At 63.9% G+C, this 18,943-nt stretch carries 22 protein-coding genes; 7 read left to right on the forward strand and 15 right to left on the reverse strand.

From position 1 onward, the window contains the following. Nucleotides 1-88 precede the first annotated feature (88 nt). Both AC3WS7_RS18185 and AC3WS7_RS18190 read right to left on the reverse strand, forming a co-directional pair. Nucleotides 89-1,669, reverse strand: a complete 1,581-nt coding sequence (locus tag AC3WS7_RS18185) for a methyl-accepting chemotaxis protein (RefSeq protein ID WP_296468665.1) — start codon at nt 1,667-1,669, stop codon at nt 89-91. A gap of 66 nt (nt 1,670-1,735) precedes the next feature. Next, nucleotides 1,736-3,364 carry an FMN-binding glutamate synthase family protein gene (locus AC3WS7_RS18190; protein ID WP_296468663.1) on the reverse strand — a complete coding sequence of 543 codons (1,629 nt, stop codon included), beginning with the start codon at nt 3,362-3,364 and terminating at the stop codon, nt 1,736-1,738. 54 nt (nt 3,365-3,418) lie between these two features. Between AC3WS7_RS18190 and AC3WS7_RS18195 the strand changes: the two genes are divergently transcribed. Next, nucleotides 3,419-4,228, forward strand: a complete 810-nt coding sequence (locus AC3WS7_RS18195) for a UPF0149 family protein (RefSeq protein WP_296468660.1) — start codon at nt 3,419-3,421, stop codon at nt 4,226-4,228. Nucleotides 4,229-4,292: 64 nt separating this feature from the next. Here AC3WS7_RS18195 and AC3WS7_RS18200 read toward each other — a convergent pair whose 3' ends face one another. The 9 genes from AC3WS7_RS18200 to AC3WS7_RS18240 all read right to left on the reverse strand — a co-directional run bounded on the left by AC3WS7_RS18200 (nt 4,293) and on the right by AC3WS7_RS18240 (nt 10,941). Then, the gene (locus AC3WS7_RS18200) at nt 4,293-4,880 is read right to left on the reverse strand and encodes an outer membrane protein (RefSeq protein ID WP_492657330.1); all 588 of its coding nucleotides are present in this window, start codon (nt 4,878-4,880) and stop codon (nt 4,293-4,295) included. A gap of 256 nt (nt 4,881-5,136) precedes the next feature. Beyond that, on the reverse strand, nt 5,137-5,646 hold the full coding sequence (locus AC3WS7_RS18205) for a CinA family protein (protein ID WP_492657352.1): 510 nt from the start codon (nt 5,644-5,646) through the stop codon (nt 5,137-5,139). Then, nucleotides 5,643-6,224, reverse strand: coding sequence for a phosphatidylglycerophosphatase A family protein (locus AC3WS7_RS18210; RefSeq protein ID WP_296468655.1), 582 nt, complete (start codon nt 6,222-6,224; stop codon nt 5,643-5,645). Before AC3WS7_RS18210 ends, AC3WS7_RS18205 begins: the two co-directional genes overlap by 4 nt. A gap of 37 nt (nt 6,225-6,261) precedes the next feature. Beyond that, a complete protein-coding gene (locus AC3WS7_RS18215) occupies nt 6,262-7,026 on the reverse strand; it encodes an amino acid ABC transporter ATP-binding protein (protein ID WP_492657331.1) in 765 nt (254 codons plus the stop codon). Next, on the reverse strand, nt 7,013-7,663 hold the full coding sequence (locus tag AC3WS7_RS18220) for an amino acid ABC transporter permease (protein ID WP_296468651.1): 651 nt from the start codon (nt 7,661-7,663) through the stop codon (nt 7,013-7,015). Before AC3WS7_RS18220 ends, AC3WS7_RS18215 begins: the two co-directional genes overlap by 14 nt. Before the next feature lie 3 nt (nt 7,664-7,666). After that, nucleotides 7,667-8,350, reverse strand: a complete 684-nt coding sequence (locus AC3WS7_RS18225; protein ID WP_492657332.1) for an amino acid ABC transporter permease — start codon at nt 8,348-8,350, stop codon at nt 7,667-7,669. Nucleotides 8,351-8,369: 19 nt separating this feature from the next. Then, entirely contained in the window at nt 8,370-9,167 is a 798-nt protein-coding gene (locus AC3WS7_RS18230) for a transporter substrate-binding domain-containing protein (protein ID WP_492657333.1), read from the reverse strand. Then, on the reverse strand, nt 9,164-9,937 hold the full coding sequence (locus AC3WS7_RS18235) for a GntR family transcriptional regulator (RefSeq protein WP_492657334.1): 774 nt from the start codon (nt 9,935-9,937) through the stop codon (nt 9,164-9,166). Before AC3WS7_RS18235 ends, AC3WS7_RS18230 begins: the two co-directional genes overlap by 4 nt. 116 nt (nt 9,938-10,053) lie before the next feature. Then, nucleotides 10,054-10,941: a LysR family transcriptional regulator gene (locus AC3WS7_RS18240; protein ID WP_492657335.1), complete on the reverse strand. Its 888-nt coding sequence runs from the start codon at nt 10,939-10,941 to the stop codon at nt 10,054-10,056. 137 nt (nt 10,942-11,078) lie between these two features. On the opposite strand from AC3WS7_RS18240, the gene AC3WS7_RS18245 reads away from it, so the two are divergent. The 5 genes from AC3WS7_RS18245 to AC3WS7_RS18265 all read left to right on the forward strand — a co-directional run bounded on the left by AC3WS7_RS18245 (nt 11,079) and on the right by AC3WS7_RS18265 (nt 14,051). After that, nucleotides 11,079-11,312 (forward strand): hypothetical protein, encoded by a 234-nt coding sequence (locus AC3WS7_RS18245; RefSeq protein ID WP_492657336.1) that lies wholly within the window; start codon nt 11,079-11,081, stop codon nt 11,310-11,312. Between the two features lie 2 nt (nt 11,313-11,314). Next, the gene (locus AC3WS7_RS18250; protein ID WP_492657337.1) at nt 11,315-11,719 is read left to right on the forward strand and encodes a tautomerase family protein; all 405 of its coding nucleotides are present in this window, start codon (nt 11,315-11,317) and stop codon (nt 11,717-11,719) included. A gap of 62 nt (nt 11,720-11,781) precedes the next feature. After that, nucleotides 11,782-12,159, forward strand: a complete 378-nt coding sequence (locus AC3WS7_RS18255; protein ID WP_492657338.1) for a VOC family protein — start codon at nt 11,782-11,784, stop codon at nt 12,157-12,159. Between the two features lie 123 nt (nt 12,160-12,282). Continuing rightward, entirely contained in the window at nt 12,283-13,005 is a 723-nt protein-coding gene (locus AC3WS7_RS18260; protein WP_296468635.1) for a helix-turn-helix transcriptional regulator, read from the forward strand. A 134-nt stretch (nt 13,006-13,139) separates the two neighbouring features. Further along, nucleotides 13,140-14,051, forward strand: coding sequence for an EAL domain-containing protein (locus tag AC3WS7_RS18265; protein ID WP_492657339.1), 912 nt, complete (start codon nt 13,140-13,142; stop codon nt 14,049-14,051). A gap of 68 nt (nt 14,052-14,119) precedes the next feature. Here AC3WS7_RS18265 and AC3WS7_RS18270 read toward each other — a convergent pair whose 3' ends face one another. The 3 genes from AC3WS7_RS18270 to AC3WS7_RS18280 are packed head-to-tail and all read right to left on the reverse strand — an operon-like array spanning nt 14,120 to nt 15,642. After that, complete coding sequence (locus AC3WS7_RS18270) at nt 14,120-14,779, reverse strand: glutathione S-transferase family protein (protein ID WP_492657340.1); 660 nt, start codon at nt 14,777-14,779, stop codon at nt 14,120-14,122. Nucleotides 14,780-14,800: 21 nt separating this feature from the next. Continuing rightward, the gene (locus AC3WS7_RS18275; protein WP_296468629.1) at nt 14,801-15,304 is read right to left on the reverse strand and encodes an SRPBCC family protein; all 504 of its coding nucleotides are present in this window, start codon (nt 15,302-15,304) and stop codon (nt 14,801-14,803) included. Continuing rightward, complete coding sequence (locus tag AC3WS7_RS18280) at nt 15,301-15,642, reverse strand: ArsR/SmtB family transcription factor (RefSeq protein WP_296468627.1); 342 nt, start codon at nt 15,640-15,642, stop codon at nt 15,301-15,303. The genes AC3WS7_RS18275 and AC3WS7_RS18280 overlap by 4 nt, the downstream gene beginning before the upstream one ends. Before the next feature lie 135 nt (nt 15,643-15,777). On the opposite strand from AC3WS7_RS18280, the gene AC3WS7_RS18285 reads away from it, so the two are divergent. Next, nucleotides 15,778-18,708 carry an HD domain-containing phosphohydrolase gene (locus AC3WS7_RS18285; RefSeq protein WP_492657341.1) on the forward strand — a complete coding sequence of 977 codons (2,931 nt, stop codon included), beginning with the start codon at nt 15,778-15,780 and terminating at the stop codon, nt 18,706-18,708. On the opposite strand, the gene AC3WS7_RS18290 is transcribed toward AC3WS7_RS18285, so the two are convergent. Further along, entirely contained in the window at nt 18,697-18,936 is a 240-nt protein-coding gene (locus AC3WS7_RS18290) for an HNH endonuclease (protein ID WP_296468622.1), read from the reverse strand. The two genes, AC3WS7_RS18285 and AC3WS7_RS18290, sit on opposite strands and share 12 nt — an antisense overlap. Nucleotides 18,937-18,943: the final 7 nt, after the last annotated feature.

The following is an 18,943-nucleotide window of genomic DNA, read 5'->3' on the forward strand; positions in this document are numbered from 1 at the left end:
ACCCCGCAGGCCCATCGCAACCAGCCAGGGCCGGGGTGGCGGACCGTCGGAGCTCGTGGGGGCTGCCAGGCCTTTGGCAAACCAGCCTTCAGGCGGAGAGGGCCAGCGAGTTGCTGTTGGCCGCGTGCTCGGGCGACAGCTTGAATACCGCCATCACCTCCACCAGCGAATGCGCCTGGGTGCGCAGGCTGCTCGCGGCGGCGGCCATTTCTTCCACCAAGGCCGCGTTTTGCTGGGTGGCCTGGTCCATCTGGTCCACCGCGTGCCCCACTTGGGTGACGCCCGAGGCCTGTTCGCCACTGGCTGCGCTGATTTCCCCCACGATGTCGGTCACACGGCGGATGGCATCCACCACTTCGGTCATCGTGCTGCCCGCCTGGTCCACCAGTGCCGTGCCTTGCTCTACACGGCTCACGCTGTCGTTGATCAGGGTCTTGATCTCCTTGGCGGCTTCGGCGCTACGCCCGGCCAGGCTGCGTACCTCACTGGCCACCACCGCAAAGCCACGGCCTTGCTCACCCGCGCGGGCGGCTTCCACGGCCGCGTTCAGCGCCAGGATGTTGGTCTGGAAGGCGATACCGTCGATGACGCTGATGATGTCGCTGATTTTGCGGCTGGCCTCGTTGATGCCCTTCATGGTTTCCACCACCTGGCCCACCACTTCGCCGCCGCGCATGGCCACCGTGGATGCGGTCATGGCCAACTGGTTGGCCTGGGAGGCGCTGTCGGCGTTTTGCCGCACGGTGGAACTCAGCTCGGTCATGGAGGCTGCGGTCTCTTGCAGTGCACTGGCCTGCTGCTCGGTGCGGGCCGAGAGGTCGTTATTGCCGTGTGCAATCTCCGCGCTCGCGGTGGATACACCCTCGGCGCTGCTGCGCACCCCGCCCACCATGCGGGCCAGGTTGTCGCGCATGTCGCGCAGCGCATGCATCATGTCGGCGGTTTCGTCCCGCCCTTCGGGCTGGATATGGATGCTCAGGTTGCCCTGGCTGATGGCCTGGGCCGAATCGACCGCGTGCCGGATGGGCCGGGTGATGGAGCGGGTGGACAGCACCGCAAAGACCAGGCCGATGGCCGCAGAAAGCCCTGCCCCGATGCCCAGAATCCACTGGCCACTGGCAGCGACGGCTTCGGTTTTGGCAACACCGGCCTTCAACTGGTCGTCCATATGCGCAATCAGCGCATCCAGCGACTTGAGGTAAGCGCTGGCCAGAGGGAGCAAGTTTGCGTCGACCGCAGCAGTGACGTCTTCACCCGCCAGTTTTTTCTTCAGCAAATCGGAGCGTGGCCCGCGGTACGCCTCCCGGACCTTGCCAATGTCGGCAAACAGGGCCTTGCCCTTGTCGTCGGTGATCATGGGCTCCAGTTGCTTTTGCAAGCCGCTGATGACTTTGGAGGTCTCGTCCATCTCTTTTTGCAGAATGCCCACCCGCTCGGTGCTGGACGCGTGCAGGGCTGCCGCCGTGCGGACCCAGTTGATGCGGATGTTTTCCACCCATTTTTGCGTCAGGGAGGCGCGTTCCACCTCGACATAGGCCAGGCTGTGGGCCTCTTCCTTGAGTGAACCCAGGCGCCACATGCCGGTCAGTGCCATCAGGGCGGTGATCAGGAGTACGACCCCAAAAGCCAGTCCAAGCCGGGCACCGATGCGCAGGTTGCTTCCAATCATGCTGTCTCCTCGAGTTGTATACAGAACACTTTACTCCCAAGCGCACCAAAGCAAAAGCCGGAATACTCAGGAAAACTCCGCTGCAAATGAGTGCGCGCTGGCCCGTGGCCAGCTGTGGCGGTAGATCAAGGGCAGGCTGTTCAGGTCCTGGTCGATCAGCGCGCGGGTGGGCAATTGCGTCAGGATCAGCTGCGCGAGCGACTTCACTTTGTGGTCAGTCGACCGGCGCACGATGTGGTGCGCCGTGATCCCGCTGGGGTGGGTCACACCCGCGGCCTGCACCAGCTCTTGCAGGGCATGCAGGGTTTGTTGGTGAAAGTTGTAGACGCGTTCGGCTTTGTCCGGCACTACCAGTGACTGCTGACGCAGCGGGTCCTGCGTGGTGACTCCGGTGGGGCAGTGGCCGGTGTGGCAGTGCTGTGCCTGGATGCACCCCAGTGCGAACATGAAGCCGCGTGCACTGTTGCACCAGTCGGCCCCCAGTGCCATGAGCCGGGCGATGTCAAAAGCACTCACCACCTTGCCCGCGCAGCCAACTTTGACCCGCTCGCGCAGGCCGGCACCGCGCAAGGTGTTGTGCACCAGCAGCAAGCCTTCCTGCAGCGGCGAGCCCACGTGGTCCGTGAACTCCAGCGGCGCTGCACCCGTGCCGCCCTCGGCCCCGTCCACCACAATGAAGTCGGGCGTGATGCCGGTTTCCAGCATCGCCTTGACCATGGCAAACCACTCCCAGGGGTGGCCAATGCAGAGCTTGAAGCCGGTCGGCTTGCCGCCCGAGAGCTCGCGCAGCTTGGCAATGAACAGCATCATCTCCACCGGAGTAGAGAACGCGCTGTGGGAGGCCGGTGAGATGCAGTCCACCCCCACCGGGATGCCGCGCGCCTGGGCAATTTCGGGCGTCACCTTGGGGCCTGGCAACATGCCTCCGTGGCCCGGCTTGGCGCCCTGGCTGAGCTTGAGCTCAATCATCTTGACCTGCGGGTCGCGCGCGTTGGCGGCGAACTTGTCGGGGTTGAAGCTGCCGTCGTCGTTGCGGCAGCCAAAGTAGCCGGAGGCGACTTCCCAGATCAGGTCGCCCCCATGTACGCGGTGGTGGGTAGATATGGACCCTTCGCCCGTGTCGTGGGCGAAGCCGCCGCGTTTGGCACCCGCGTTCAGCGCCAGAATGGCATTGGCGCTCAGTGCCCCAAAACTCATGGCCGAGATGTTGAACACGCTGGCGCTGTAGGGGTGGGCCGTGTCCGCACCGATGGTGATGCGGAAGTCGTGGGAGGCCAGTTGGGTGGGGGCGACCGAATGGTTCATCCACTCGTAGCCCTCGGCATGCACGTCCAGTTGGGTACCAAACGGCCGCTTGTCCGGCTCGCCCTTGGCACGCTGGTAGACCAGTGAGCGCTGGGCCCGTGAGAAAGGGGTGGCCTCGTTGTCGCTTTCGATGAAGTATTGGCGAATCTCGGGCCGTACAAACTCCAGCATGAAACGCAGGTGCCCAATGATGGGGTAGTTGCGCAGGATGGAGCGTTTGCTCTGGCGCAAGTCGTACACCCCAATGCCCACCAGCATGGCACACAGCAGGAAGCTCCCCAAGCCGACGCCCAGTGCCAGCAGGCTGAAGACACTCAGCAGCAGGCCAAACACGCACAGCCCCATGGCGGTGTAGCGGACAGGAAAGATGGAATTGAGCGTATGGAGCATGGAGAGCCTTTCTTCGGAGGGACAATAGCAGCCTGCCCTCTTTTTGCACAGCTTATGCCAAACCTCACGCCTGCGGCCACCGATGCCGCCTTGTTAGACACCCTGAGCCCGGACGACTTCGACGCCCTAGACACTATTCTGGATGACTTGCGCAGCCGCAACGATGAAACGCCGCAGTGGGAGTTCTGCGAAGGCTTTATGGCGGCGCTGGCCGTGTGCCGCCGCCCCATCGCTCCCGCCGAGTCCTTTCCCGCCCTGCTCGATCTGGAGTTTCCTGCGTCCGGTGAGGCCGGAGGTTTTGCCAGCGTGGAGCAAGCCCAGCAGTTTGTGCAGCTTTGGACACGCCGCTGGAATGACGTGCTGCGCAGCCTCACCGCCGAAGTGAAAAGCCTGGACGACGAGACCGCCTACCACCCCGAAGTGATGGACGTGCGCGGCGCCGTGGCGGTGTTGCCAGAAGAAGACCGTGCCGCCATGGCCGACCAGGAACTGCCCTCATTCGCCCAGGTATGGGCTTTGGGCTTTATGTTTGCGGTGGAAACCTGGCCCGAAGAGTGGGCGGCGCCCCGCGACAAGGAGGCCGAAAAATGGCTGGATGCCGCCCTGCAGTCCATCGTGGCCCTGACCGAAGATGACACCGACGAGCCCACGATTTCGGTGTTTGAGGATGACGGCCCGCCCAGCGTGAGCGAGCAGCGTATCAACGACTTTGCCGACGCCGTCTGGGCGGTCTACGACTTGCGTGAACTCTGGAGCAGCTTCGGCCCCCGCGTGGAAACGGTACGCAAGGAAGCCGAACCCGGCCGCAACGATCCTTGCCCCTGCGGGAGCGGCAAAAAATACAAGAAGTGCCACGGCGCCTGAGCGCGTTTTGCCCACAAAAAAGCCCGCATCGCTGCGGGCTTTTTGCTTTCGGGGAACTACAGGATTAGAACTTGTAGCCGACGCCGAAGGAAAACACGCTGCTCTTGAACTTGTCAATCACAGTAGTGAATTCTTTGTCGCTGTATTGGTTTTGCATGAACTCAACTTGGTAGTAGACATTCTTGCCGCTCAAGAAGCGAGCACCTGCGCCATAACCGACACCAGACAGGCTCACAGAACTCGTGTCTGCTGCAGTGCCGCTAATAGCAGCGATTTTTCCATAGACCAAGGTTGTATCGCTGATGGCATATCCAGGCGCGACATAAACGGCGAGCGTGTCTTTGAGTTTGAGATCAACGCCGGTTGCAGCCCATCGGCCAAACAGAAGATCACCCAAACCAGCGTTGACGCCAACACCTACTGTGAATTGCTGACCAGCCGCCATGGTGTATTCAGCTTGAAGCTGAAAGTTACTGGATGTGCTGGTTGCAGATGTAGACGATGAGCCGGTTTTGGCATTTTGTTCAAATGTGGCTGCGGCCACATTCACGCCGCCCAAAACGCTAAAGCCCTCAAAATTCTTGGCTTGTGCAAATGCTTGGGGTGCTGCGAAGGTGGCGACGATGGCCGAGGCAATCAAAAGTTTTTTCATGGTTCTGGTTTGATAAGTGGATAAACGGACTCTCCTCCCGAAAAGCCCATAGGGATTCTACTAGTGGTGTTATGCCCTTGACCAAGGCAGGGAAGTCCCGTTGTGGTGAAAAAACCCGTTGGATTGCGCAACATTCCGTATGTCCATGACCTGTAGCAAATGCCGTGCGGCTTTTGCGGATGTTTTGACTTCGCCCCCCGTTTTGGCAAAGGGGGAATGGGGCGTCCAGGCAGGACGGTTGCACGGTTGGGGGGCGCTACTTCAACAGGGTGGCCAATTGGCTAAGGGCGTGGTGCACGGTGGCGGTACGCACTGCTGCGCGGTTGCCCGCAAGGTGCTGCACCTCGCTGTGCACGCCCGCAGGCGTGGCCCAGCCAAACCACACGGTACCTACCGGTTTGTCGGCGCTGCCGCCGGTGGGGCCTGCCACGCCAGTCACGGCGACGGCCACCTGGGCGCGGGAGTGTTGCAGGGCGCCTTGCACCATGGCGCGCACCACGGGTTCGCTGACGGCGCCGTGGGTGGCGATCAGCGTGGCGTCCACCCCCAGCATCTCGGTCTTGGCGGTGTTGGAGTAGGTGACAAAACCACGCTCAAACCAGGCGCTGGAGCCCGCCAGGTCGGTGCAGGCGCCGGCGATCAGGCCGCCAGTGCAGCTTTCGGCTGTGGCCAGCATCCACTGGTGTTTGAGCATCAAATCGGCCACTAGGGCACATGGATATTGCGTGAGCAGCTCTTGATTTGATAGCGATGTGGTGGCGTTCAGATGAACCTCCACAGTGCGATCACTAGCACGGTGCAGCCCGCGGCCACCAGGTCGTCCAGCATGATGCCGAAGCCGGCCTTGCTCCAGGCGCGGCGGTCGCTCTGCGGGTCTACGTGGTGGAACAACGCATCGGCCCAGCCCACCGGGCCAGGTTTCACGGCATCAAAAAAGCGGAACAGGCCAAAGGCCATGACCTGGCCCACCAGCGAGGTGGGGGTGACCAGCCACAGCACCAGCCAAAAGGCGATGACTTCATCGACGACCACATTGCTGGGGTCCAGCACACCCAGATTGCGCGCGGTGACCGTGCTGGCCCACCAGCCCACCAAGGCGCCACCGCCAATCAGCCAGGCCCAGCCAGCGTCGCCCAGCCAAGGTTGTAGCGCCACAAAGGCTACCCAGGCCCATAGCGTGCCCGAGGTGCCCGGTGCAATGCGCGACAGGCCCGAGCCAAAGCCCAGCGCCAGTACATGCGCCAGGTGCTTGAACATGAATTTGGCGGTCGGCCGGGAGGCGGGTGGGGTCAGCGGGGCGCCGCTGACGGTATCCAGCGGAATCAGGGTCACGGGTTCACTCATGCCCCGATTATCGAAGACGCCGCAGCGTCCCCGCAGTTCAGTCGTGCAGGGACGACAAAAACTGCTGCAGCTCGGGCGTTTGCGGCGTGCCAAAAATCTCCGCGGGTGTCCCCATTTCGTGCACACGGCCCTGGTGCATAAAGATCACGCGGTTGGACACGCGGCGCGCAAAACTCATCTCGTGCGTCACCATCAAGAGTGTCATGCCGTCCTGCGCCAGGCCTTCCACCACCCGCAGCACCTCGCCCACCAGTTCGGGGTCCAGCGCGCTGGTGATCTCGTCGCACAGCAGCACGGCGGGTTCCATGGCCAGTGCACGCGCAATCGCCACGCGCTGCTGTTGTCCGCCCGATAACTGGTCGGCATAGGCGTCAAACTTCTCAGTCAGGCCCACGCGGGCCAGCAGGGTGCGGGCATGGGCTTCACCGGCTTGCGCGTCTTTGGCCTTGACCAGGTTGGGGGCCAGCATGATGTTCTTGCCCACGGTCAGGTGCGGGAACAGGTTGAAGCCCTGAAAAATCATGCCCACGCGCTGGCGCAGTGCGCGCATGGCGGCGGCGTCCCGGTGCAGCAGCGGTTTGCTGTCCACCGTCAGCGCGCCGCTCTGGAACTCTTCAAGTCCGTTGATACAGCGCAGCAGCGTGCTTTTGCCCGAGCCGCTTTTGCCGATGATGGCGATCACCTCGCCGGGGGCAATCTGCAGGTCGATGCCCTTGAGCACCTCGTTGCTGCCATACGATTTGCGCAGCGCGCGGATGTCCACAATGGGCGCCACGGGGGCGCTGGTGTCAACGGGGGGCATGCAACTTCCTCTCCAGGGATTTGGCGTACAGGCTCACGGGGTAGCACAGCACAAAATACAAAACGGCCACACAGCTGAACACGAGAAACGGGCTGTAGGTGGCGTTGGCAATGGTCTTGCCCACCTTGGTCAGCTCCATGAAACCAATCACCGAGGCCAACGCTGTGCCCTTGATGACCTGCACCAGAAAGCCCACCGTGGGCGCCACGGCAATCTTGAAGGCCTGGGGCAGGATGACGTAGCGCAGCTGCTCGGCAAAGTTCAGCGCCAGGCTTTGCGAGGCCTCCCACTGGCCGCGGGGGATGGAGGCCACACAGCCGCGCCAGATTTCGGTCAGGAAGGCGCTGGCGTAGAACGTGAGGCCCATGCCCGCTGCCACCCAGGGCGAGGTGTTGATGCCAAACAGGCCCAGCCCGTAGTAGGCCAAAAACAGCTGCACCAAGAGCGGCACGCCCTGGAAGAGCTGCACATAGGCGCTCACAAATACACCGGCACCGGGCAGCTTGCTCAGCCGCAGCATGAGCAGCAGCAAGCCCACCAGCCCACCGCCGATGAAGGCAATCAGCGACAGGCCCACCGTCCAGCGCAGGGCCAGCAGCAGGTTGCGCACGATGTCCCAGAGGGAAAAATCAACCATGGCCTAGCGCCTCCCGAACAGAAAGGTGGCCCCGGCCCAGTTGAGCAGGTGGCGCACCGCGAAGGACAACAGCAGGTACAGCACACCCACCACGATGAAGGCCTCGAAGGAGCGGAAATTGTTGCTCTGGATCAGGTCTGCCGCGTAGCTCAGCTCCTGCGTGGAGATTTGCCCGCACACCGAGGAGCCCAGCATCACGATGACGATCTGGCTCACCAGGCTGGGCCAGATTTTTTGCAGCGCCGGGGGCAGCACCACGCGGGTAAAGGTTTGCAGCCGGGTCAGTGCCAGGCTCACTGCGGCTTCGATCTGCCCCTTGGGCGTGGCCTCCAGCCCGGCGCGGATGATCTCGGTGGCATAGGCCCCGAGGTTGATCACCATGGCGATGAAGGAGGCCGACTCTGCCGACAGCTTGAAGCCGGCGGCCGGCAGGCCAAAGAAGATGAAAAACAGCTGCACGATGAAGGGCGTGTTGCGGATCAGCTCCACATAACCACCCACCACCACTTGCAGCCAGCGCGGCGCCAGCTCTGCGCCAAAGCCGCGCGCCCGCACCCACGCGCAGGCAATGCCCAGGGCCGTGCCCACCAGCACCGCAGCGGCCGTGAGCGCCAGGGTCCAGCCGATGCCGGTGAGCAGCAGGGGCCACTCCGCCAGCACGGCGCCAAAGTCCAGCTGAATGCGCATGGGGATGCTCGATCAGGCGTTACAGCGGCAAGTCACCGAGGCTGCGGCCCAGCCATTTTTTGGCCATGGCTTCCAGCTCGCCGCTCTTTTTGGCGTCGGCAATGATCTCGTTCACCTTGGCCTTGAGCTTGTCCTCGCCCTTGGCAATGCCGATGAAGTTGGGGCTGTCCTTGAGCAGCAGCTTGTACTCGGCAGAGAGCTGCGGGTTCTTGGTCATCATGTTGCCGGCCACCGAGGCACCCAGGGCCACAAACTGCACCTGGCCCGCTGTGAACGCGGCGATGGTGGCGTTGTTGTCTTCAAAACGCTTGGTGTCCACGCCCGCTGGAGCGACCTTGCCCAGCTCCTGGTCTTCCATGGCGCCGCGGGTCACACCCACCGACTTGCCGGCCAGGTCTGCAAAGCTTTTGACGGCGATGTTTTTGGGGCCAAACACGGCCTGGAAGAATGGGGAGTAGGCGGACGAGAAGTCGATCACTTTTTCGCGCTCGGGGTTCTTGCCCAGCGTGGCAATGACCAGGTCAGCCTTTTTGGTTTGCAGCGCAGGAATGCGGCTGGCGCTCACCACCACCACCAGTTCCACGGGCACGCCCAGCTTCTTGCCAATCAGGTTGGCCATGTCCACATCCAGGCCGATAGGCTTGAGGTCGGTGCCCACAAAGCCGTAGGGGGCCGAGTCGGTCTGTACCGCAACTTTGAGTACTTTGGATTTCAGGATGTCGTCCAGTGCCGTTTGTGCGTGGGCGCCGGTGGCGGCCAACAAGGCGCTGGTGGCCAAGGCCAGAGCGAAGGTGCGTTTGTTCAGGGAAAAGGTCATAACAGGGCTCCAAGGTAGGTTGAGGGGTCTTTGGGAGATTTGTCGCCAAGACTTGTATGCAAGTCATGTGCCAAACGAACGGGTTTCGGTTTTGTGCCTTCGCCCACCGGGCTGAGCGCGCTGCGCAGCTCGGCCAGCGGGTCGCCGTTGGGGGTTTGCAGGCGCAGGGCGTCTTGCACATGGCCAATGTGGGCTTGCATGAGCTGCTCGGCCAGCACCCAGTCGGAGGCTTCCAGTGCCTCCACAATGCGGCCGTGCTCTGCACAGGAGTGCGCCGCGTCGTGGGTGGATTGGTAGAGCATGGCAATCAGCGTGGTGCGCGCGGTGAAGTCGCGCAGCGTGTCGGCCAGCAGGCTGTTGCCCAGGCATTCGGCCAGGCAGACATGGAAGTCGCCCAGCAGGTAGCTGCGCAGCCCCACGTCCGTCCCCTTGACGGCGGCCTGCTCGGTCTTGATATGCGCCTTGAGTTTCTTGATGGCGGCCTTGCTCACCTCAGTGGTGCAGCGGATCAGGCCCATCTCGATCACGCGGCGGGCCTCGAAGGCCTCGCGCGCTTCGCTCAATGAGGGTTCGATCACATACCAGCCGCGCCGGCTGCTGACCGTGACAATGCCACGCGCCGCCAACCGGGTGAGGGCTTCGCGCACGATGGTGCGGCTGCAGTCAAACAGCATGGCGAGTTGTTGCTCGCCCAGGCGGGCGCCAGGCGCAAGCTTTTGCGCCAAAACGGCTTCAATGATGCGGGTGCTGATGTCGGATGCGTTGGCCATAGTGCATCCGGTACAGCAGAAACTGTGCCACTGGTATACAAGCCATGCGCACCAGTACGGTGAGCGATGCCCGCTTTGGCAGCCCGCCAGTGCCCCGTGTCAGTGCGCGTGCACCGTCATGACATGCCCGCGACCCACTCCGCCCAGTAGTCAATACACGCCCGCACCTTGGGCAGGCGGTGGCGTTCCTGCAGCATCACCGCGTAGATCGGGATGCGTGGGCTCGCAAAATGGTCTTGCAGCAGCGGCACCAGCGCGCCGCTGCGCACCCAGGGTGCGGCCATCAGGTCGTGCAGGCGCGAGATGCCCACGCCTTGCACGACCAGGCTCAGTAGCAGGGCCGTGTTGTCGGCACGGGTGTGGCCTGGCACGATGAAGTCTGGCTGGCCGGTGCGGCTCCAGCGGTTCAGGCCGGGGCTGGCACTGTTGGCAATCAGGTGGTGGAGGGCCAGGTCGTCCGGGTGCTGGGGTGTGCCGCAGCGTGTGAGGTAGCTGGGCGCCGCATACAGCGTGCGGCCGTATTCACCGATCTGCCGCGCCACCAAGGTGTCGCTGGCAGGGGTGCCGGTGCGGATGGCCACGTCGATGCCGTCGCGCGCCATGTCGGCGATGCGGTCGTCGGCGTTGATGTCGATGTGCAGCAGCGGCCAGCGTTGGTACAGGCCGGCCAGGCTGGGTGCAATCACACACTCGGCCATCAGCGGGCTCACGCTGATGCGCACCCAACCGCTGGGACCGCTGAGCTTGCCGCTGAGTTCGCTGTCGAGCTCGGCCGTGGTGTCGAGCAGGCGCTGGCCGTAGCTCAGCAGCGTGTCGCCCTCGTCGGTCAGGCTCAGGCCGTGGGTCGTGCGGTGCAGCAGGCGCACGCCGCAGGCGGCTTCCAGCCGGGTCAGCGCGCGGGTGACCTGGCTCACCGGCACATTGCGCTCGCGCGCTGCGGCCGACAAGGTGCCCAGCTTGGCAATGCGGGTGAACAGGGCCACGTCATCGAGGTGGAGTTGCATGGGGGCATTGTGCGGCATGTGGGTCTTGTTTTGCGAAAACTGCAAAACCAATATGGATTTTGAGCGGTTTCCGAATATTGGTTCGATCAATAAAGTTCAAACCATCGCATCCCCCCATGAACCTACCGGAGTCCACCATGTTCCCCTCCACCCCCGACGCCATTGCCCTGGCCCAACTGCACGACCAAGCCAAACGCGAAGCCCGCCGCCTGCGCCGCGAGGCGGTGGACGACTTCTGGCGCGGCGCCGATGCCGTCTGGCAGCGCAGCCTGGCGGGTGGTCAGATGCTGGCCCAACGCAGCGCCACCCGCTTGCGGGCCCGCCTGGCCCGCCGCGCCAACCGTTCCACATCCACCACTTCGAAAGCCTGACCATGCCCACCCTGCAACTCAAGATCTCGCCGCTGCAAAACCCCTCGCGCTACCGCGCCCTGGCCGAAGCCCTGACCCGCATCACCCACGAAGCGCTGGGCAAGCGGGCGGACGTCACCGCGGTGGTGATTGACGACGTGCCCGCCGCACGCTGGCATGTGGGTGGCCGCGATGTGCAACGCCCCACGGCATTGCTGGAGATCAGCATCACCCAGGGCACCAACACGGCGGAGCAGAAGGCCGCCTTTATTGCGACCGCGTTTGCTGAGCTCGAAGCGCAATTGGGCGCAGGAGACGGGCTGGAGCCCGCCAGCTATGTCATCGTGCGCGAGGTAGCCGCCAGCGATTGGGGGTATGGCGGCCACACGCAGGCGGCGCGGCGTGTGGCGCTGGCGCATCCCTCCTGACACACCGCTGTCAGTAGCCCCCCGGCACCATCCGGGCTCCCTCAACACAACAAGGAGTTCCGATGAAAAACGCCATCAGCTGGTTTGAAATCCCCACCACCCAACTCGACGCCGCCCAGGCTTTTTACGAGGCCGTGCTCGGTCGCCCCATGCGCCGCGAGAGCATGGGGCCCAGCCAGGGCGCGGTGTTTGCCTACGACAGGGCGCAGGAGGGCACGGGCGGCGCACTGATGATGGGCCCCACGGCGCCCAGAGTGGCCGCCGGCGGTACGCTGGTCTATCTGGATGCCACGCCTTCGCTGGATGCGGCGCTGCAGCGTGCCGTGGGGCAAGGTGGCCAGATCGCCCAGCCGCGCACCGCGCTGCCACCGGGCATGGGCTTCTTTGCCCACATCACCGATCTGGACGGCAACCGCGTCGGCCTGCACGCGCTGGTGTGATCCGCGGCCACACGCAGCCGTTGCGCTTCGGGGCGTGTACGGTTGCTGCTTGTATGCTATTGTTTTAATAGCTGTTCGCGCAGGTATCATGGGGGCTAGAGGCCTAAAACACTTAAAAATCGCATGCGCCGCGCCGACCGCCTGTTCCAAATCGTCCAGCTCATCCGGGGCCGCCGTCTCACCACGGCCGCCTTTTTGGCGCGGCGGCTGGAGGTGTCCGAGCGCACCGTCTACCGTGACGTGGCCGACCTGCAGCACCAGGGGGTGCCGATCGAAGGCGAGGCTGGCGTGGGCTACCGCCTGGGCCAGGGCTTTGACTTGCCCCCGCTGATGTTCACCGTGGACGAGGCGCGCGCGCTGGTGGCCTCGGTGCGCATGGCCCAGGTCTGGCAGGACCCGGCGCTGGCGCACAACGCACAGGTGGCGCTGGGCAAAATTCTGTCGGTGCTGCCGGCGACGGCCCGGGTGGCGGCCCAGAGCATGGCGGTGTACGCGCCGCCTGTGGGGCTGGAGCCCGCTGTACAGGCCACGTTGCACACCCTGCGCGAAGCCGCCCAGGCCCACTGCAAGGTGCAGGTGGACTACCGCGACGCGAACGACCAGCCCAGCCAGCGCACCCTGCGCCCGCTGGGCTGTTTTTACTGGGGCAAGGTCTGGACGCTGGCGGCCTGGTGCGAGGCGCGGCAAGACTTCCGCAGCTTCCGGCTGGACCGCATGGCGGGGCTTGAATTGTTACAAAGTGCTGCGGACCGTTTTACCGACGAACCGGGCAAAACCCTGGCCGACTACCTGCGTCGGGTGGCGCCTCCAGAGGCTATGGCGCGCTTGCAAGACGGTGGGGTGTAAGCGCGGGGCGCTTCGTGCGCCTGTGCAAACCGGAACAATTGGGTGTGGAAAGTTTCCTCCTTTGCGCGTAAATTAAAGTGCACGCTCCCCAAAGCTTGTCTCTTCCCCCTTTGTACTGCGCCCGAGGTTGATGTATGTCCGATGTTTCCCTGGTCCACCGCCTGCTGCAGCGCTGGCCTGCCAAAACCCCGCCCCATCCTTTGCAGGCCGTGCTGGAGCAGGGCGCTTTGGAAACGCTGTACCAACCCATCATCGCCCTGCAAAGCGGTGCCATCGACGGCCACGAAGCCTTGGTGCGCGGCCAGAAGGACAGCGACATGGCAACGCCCCAGGCGCTGCTGGACGCGGCCCAACTGGCGCAGATGCAGATTGAACTGGAGCTGGCCTGCGTGGGCCGCGCGCTGCAGAGTTGGGGCTACCCGCACACGGCAGGGCGCATCTACCTCAACCTCAGTGCCCACACGCTGGTGGCACTCAGCGAGCCCAAGTCCTTCAAGCGCCTAGAGGGCGTGTTTCTGGCACACCGGGTGCCCTGCAAGCGGGTGGTGGTGGAAGTAACCCAGCACCGCAAGCTCAAAGAAATTACCGCGTTGGAGCGCTGTACCACCGCACTGCAGGCACTGGGCTGCGCCATTGCGCTGGACGATGTGAAGGCCTCGCAGCGCAGCCTCGATCTGTGGCTGCGCCTCAAGCCCTCGGTGGTCAAACTGGACAGCCGGATGAGCCAGGACCTGCAGCAAGACCCGGACAAGGCCAAGGTGCTGCGCACCCTCTCCAACCTGGCGTTCAAGACCGGTGCCAGCCTGGTCGCCAAGGCCGTGGAAGATGCCGAAGATTTGCGTATCGTCCGCGACGCGGGCGTACACCTGGCGCAGGGGCACTTTCTGGGTTTCCCCGCTCCGACCGCGGTGGACACGCTGAACCTGCGCGCCCGCAATGTGCTGGCCGAAAAGTGGACCCCGCCCGATCCTCCGTCGCGCCCTGGTGACCTGACGGCGGCCGACTCCGGGCTGCAAAAGTTGGTGGGCATGCGCTGGTTCGACTAGGCCCGCCGCCGTGCCCGTAGGCCACGCGTGCGGGGGCCCAGGCCCGCACAGGATGGGGCGAATCCCGTCTACAGAAAGCGGGCCGGAATGGCGCTGTGGAACGGGTACATGGGGAAGTAGGGCCTGGCTTCTTCCAGCACCCGCTGCACCGAGGGCCGCTCCATCAGCCGCTCGAAATACGCCCGCAGGTGCACCAAGGGCTCTGGAAAGGACTCCAGGGTGTGGGCATAAAAGAGCGCGGGTGCCGCCGCGCAGTCCGCCATGCTGAACGTCTGCCCCACCATCCACGGCCGTGTGGCCACTTGGGTGTCGATCAGGCTGTAAGCGGTCTGGATGGTGGCCCGCAGGGTGGTGGTGTCGCCTTTCGCACCCCGTAAATGGTCGAGCACGATGTCCTGCATCGGTTCGTGCACATAGCTGTCCACAATACGGTCCCACAGGCGTACCTGCAGCGCGTCGTTGGCGTCTTGGGGGATCAGCGGCGGGCGGGCTGCAAACGGGTCCAGGTACTCGATGATGATGGACGACTCCGGCACCGTGCGCTGGCGTTCGTGGTCGCGCAGCAGCGGAAATTTGCAGAAGGGCCAGAGCGCGCCGAGCTCCGCACGGTCGGCCTCTGCACCGAGGTCGATGATGCGTGCCTCAAACGCAATCTCGTGCTCGTACAGGGCGACCAGAACTTTGTGGCAGTACGAGGCCAGGGGGTGGTAGTACAGCGTGAGTGACATGGTGACTCCGAAGCGAAGGGGTCAAGCCGTTTGCAACAGCGACAGGTAATCTTCCAGCACGTCGAGGTTGCCGCCCCAGCCCTGGCGCATGCTGTCGTGGCTGGCGGCAAACAGGGCTTCTTCTTCCGCAGTGGCTTCGTGCGGGGCCCACACCAGGGTCATCAGCGTGCCGCCGTCCTGCTCGGTCAGTGTGGTGGTGGAGTGGGTGTACATCGGCCAGCCTGCCGCCCAGGGGTTGCGTGTGGCACCGCCCTGCGGGTCGGAGAAACACTGGATCAGCACCAGCTTCTCGGGTGCCTGCAGCTCCAGGAACAACCACTTGCCCCACAGCTCCATGCCGCCTTCGACCTTCATCGCGTAGTGGTAGGTGCCGCCTACCTGAAAGTCCAACTGGCTGTGCGTCACCGTGCTGCCCTTGGGGCCCAGCCAGTGTTGCAGGTGCTCGGGGCTGGAATACACCTCCCACACCAGCGGGCGTGGGGCTTTGAGCCAGCGGGAAATGGTGAATGGGGCATGTGCAGTCATGGTTTCTCCTCGGTAGATGGGGCTTGCAGGGTGGCCAAATAGTCTTCCAGGCGGTCCAGCCGATCTTCCCAGTGCTGGCGGTACTGCGCCACCCAGTCGGCGGCTTCGCGCAGGGGCTGGGCTTCGAGCTTGCAGGGGCGCCACTGGGCCTGCCGCCCCTGGCTGATGAGGCCGGCGCGCTGCAGCACTTTCAGGTGCTTCGTGATGGCTGGCGCGCTCATGGCAAAAGGCTTGGCCAGGTCGCTGACCGAGCTTTCACCGCTGGACAGGCGCGCCAGGATGGCGCGTCGCGTCGGGTCAGCCAGGGCGGCGAAGGTGGTGCTAAGGGCGTCTTGCATGTCGCATGGGTTGTGGAAATCGCTAATTAACCAATTGGTAAATTAAGCCATTGCGGGTTACAACTTGTCAAGTCCTGATGCGCCACGCTGATTGGTGTGCAGGCGGGCTATCGCAATACCCAGGGAGGGCGCCGCATGGCAATACACAAGAGGCCGGATTCGAAAGACGAAAACGGCGGAATATCCGCGCCGCCGGGTTGGCCCATCAGGTTGTCCATTGCCTCGGTGGTGGTGGTGTCCATGGCCATTCTGGCCATTACCATCATTGCGCTGGGTTGGCTGGGGGCGCGTCAGTCCTTGCTGGATGCGGCTTCCAGATCGGCGCGTGATGCCGGTTTGCTCATCACCGAAAAATCCCACCGCATGCTGGAGCCCGCCCAGGCTACCTTGCGCTTATTGACCTCTACCCCTTTGAGCCATGCCGATTCCCTGGAGCAGCGGATGGGCCAGATACGCATCCTGTCCGATGTGTTGGTGGCCAATCGTCTGGTTTCTTCGGTATTTGTGGGTTATGCCGATGGCGCTTTTTTTCTGGTCCGTCCGCTGGACCAGCCCGCCTTGCGGGAGCGCTTCCAACCACCGTCCAAGGCCAGTTTTCTCGTCCAGTCCGTCCAGGTGCAGGGTGGCAAGCCGCAGGGCGAATTCCTGTTTTTTGACGCGGAGCGCCGCCTGTTGCAGCGCCGCCTGCAAGCCGACTACCAGTTTGATCCGCGCACCAGGCCTTGGTACCAGGCCGCACGGGCAACGAACACCGCCGCCTTCACCGAGCCGTATGTGTTTTTCACTACGCAGCAGTTAGGGCTGACGCTAAGCCAAGCCAATCTGGAGGGGGGCGCCGTTTTCGGCATCGATGTGGTGCTGGACGACCTGGCCGCCAGCCTCAGTGATTTGCGCACCTCCCCCAATGCCCAACTGGCACTGGTGAATGCCAAAAACCAGGTGCTGGCCTACCCGGACATGCGCCGCGTGCTGGTGCAGGGCGAAGGCCGGATCGATTTTCGCAACATCGCAGAGCTTGGCGTGCCCGGCCTGTCCGGTTTGCATGCGCTGGGGGTAGGGCAGGGCAAGGTGCAGCCCTACGATGTGGCGGGGACTGAGTGGCTGGGGGTGGTGCTGCCTTTCGATGTGTGGCAGTCCGACGGGCTGCAGTTGCTGGTGGCGGCACCCAGTGATGACTTGCTGGGGGACCTCAAGACCAAAGCGGTTCGGCTGGCCCTGGCCATCGTGGCGCTGGCCCTGCTGCTCATGCCGCTGGGATGGCTCGCCGGGGCTGCCATTGGCCGCAGGCTGGACCGTCTGACGGCGCTGGCCCAGCGGATGAGCCAGTTCGACTTTCACCGGGTGCGCGAGCCGCCGAACTTCATCCGTGAAGTGAATAACCTGTCGGACGTGATGGGGGAGATGGGCGAGACGATCGAGACCTTCTTGCAGATCAGCCAGGACATGGCGACCGAGCCCAAGGTGGAGCGCATGCTGACCAATGTGCTGCAGAAAATGGTGTCCGCCACCCGCTGCCACGGAGGGGCGGTGTACCTGGTGGACAGCAGCGTGCAAGGGATGCAACAGGCCGCAGTCGCCGGCACCCTGCTGGCGCAGGGGCCGCTGCCCGCGCAGCACGCGGCCGCCGCGGCCGCTGTACGCAGGGAGGTGGCCCCCGGGGTGCTGGAAATGCAGGTGGCTTTGCGCGGGCGCAGTGGCAAGCTCGAAGGCCTGTTGGTTCTGCAGCACAGCAGCGATGCGGGGCACGCCGATGCCTCGTTCACCCAGTTCGTGCACCAACTGTCGGGCATGCTGGCCGTGTCGATAGAGACGCGCCAACTGATCGAGGCGCAAAAGGCCTTGCTGGACGCAGTGATCCGCCTGATGGCGGATGCCATTGATGCCAAGAGCCCCTACACCGGCGGGCACTGTGAACGGGTGCCCCAACTTGCGGGCATGCTCATCGATCGCCTGGTGCAGGACCGCAGCGGGCCGTACGCCGACTTCACCATGAGCGAGGACGAGCGGTATGAGTTCCACCTGGGGGCCTGGCTGCACGATTGCGGCAAGGTCACCAGCCCGGAGCACATCATCGACAAGGCCACCAAGCTGGAAACCATTTACAACCGCATCCATGAAGTGCGTATGCGCTTTGAGGTGTTGTGGCGTGATGCCGAGATCACCTTCTGGCAAGGTGTGGCCAATGGCGGCGACCGTGCCGCCCTGCAGCATGTGCTGGCGCAGTGCCAGGCCCAGTTGCACGATGACTTTGCCTTTGTGGCGCGCTGCAATGCGGGAAGCGAGTTCATGGCCGATGCCGACATGGCACGCCTGCAGGCGCTGGCATTGACGCCCTGGGTGCGGCAATTTGACAACCGCCTGGGCCTGTCCAGCCAGGAGCTGATGCGCATGCAGGCCACATCTCCCGAAGCCAGGCCCTTGCCGGTGCAGGAGCAGCTTCTGGCCGACCGGCCCGACCACGTGGTGCCCTGGGGGACGCGCAGGCCGCCGGTGGAAAAAGGTGATCCCAAGAACCGCTATGGCTTTGATATGCAGCTCCCCGCGCAGGCCCAGCACATGGGAGAGATTCACAACCTGTCCATCCGCCGCGGCACCCTGACCGAGGAAGACCGCTTCAAGATCAACGACCACATCGTGCAAACGCTGATCATGCTCAAGAGCTTGCCCTGGCCCGCCCATCTGGCCCGCGTGCCCGATATCGCCGCCACCCACCATGAGAAGCTGGATGGCAAGGGCTACCCCCGCAAGCTGCAAGCCGCCCAGCTCACATTGGCCGACCGGGTGATGGCACTGGCCGATATTTTTGAGGCGCTGACCGCTGCCGACCGGCCCTACAAGCCCGCCAAGACTCTGAATGAATCGCTGCGCATCATGGCGTTCATGGCCAAAGACCAGCACATCGACCCGGAGCTGTTTCGCTACTTCCTGCACAGCCGGGTGTGGGAGCACTTTGCCCGGCAGTACATGCTGCCCGCCCAGATTGATGGGGTGGACATGGCCGCCATTGAAGCGCTGTTGCCACCAACGACGACAGGGGCCGCTCAGCCTGGCAGCTCAGGCAATTGAGGGGGGCTCCGCCGGGGCCGCCGCGTGGCGCTGGTGGTTGCAGCGGGCGTGGCTGATGGAGAGGTTGTCCTGGTGGCTACTGCCTCCCTCGCTGCGCGGAATGATGTGCTCCAGCGTTGCGTCGGCGTGGGCCACATGCTCACCGCAAATCCAGCAGGGCACCACGCCATGCAGCTGGCGGGCCACGGTTCGGTACATCTTCTCGCGGGTCAGGGTCAGGGCACTCATGGATTAG

The sequence above is a fragment of the Rhodoferax sp. EU05-FHT12H12 genome, from assembly GCF_058791215.1.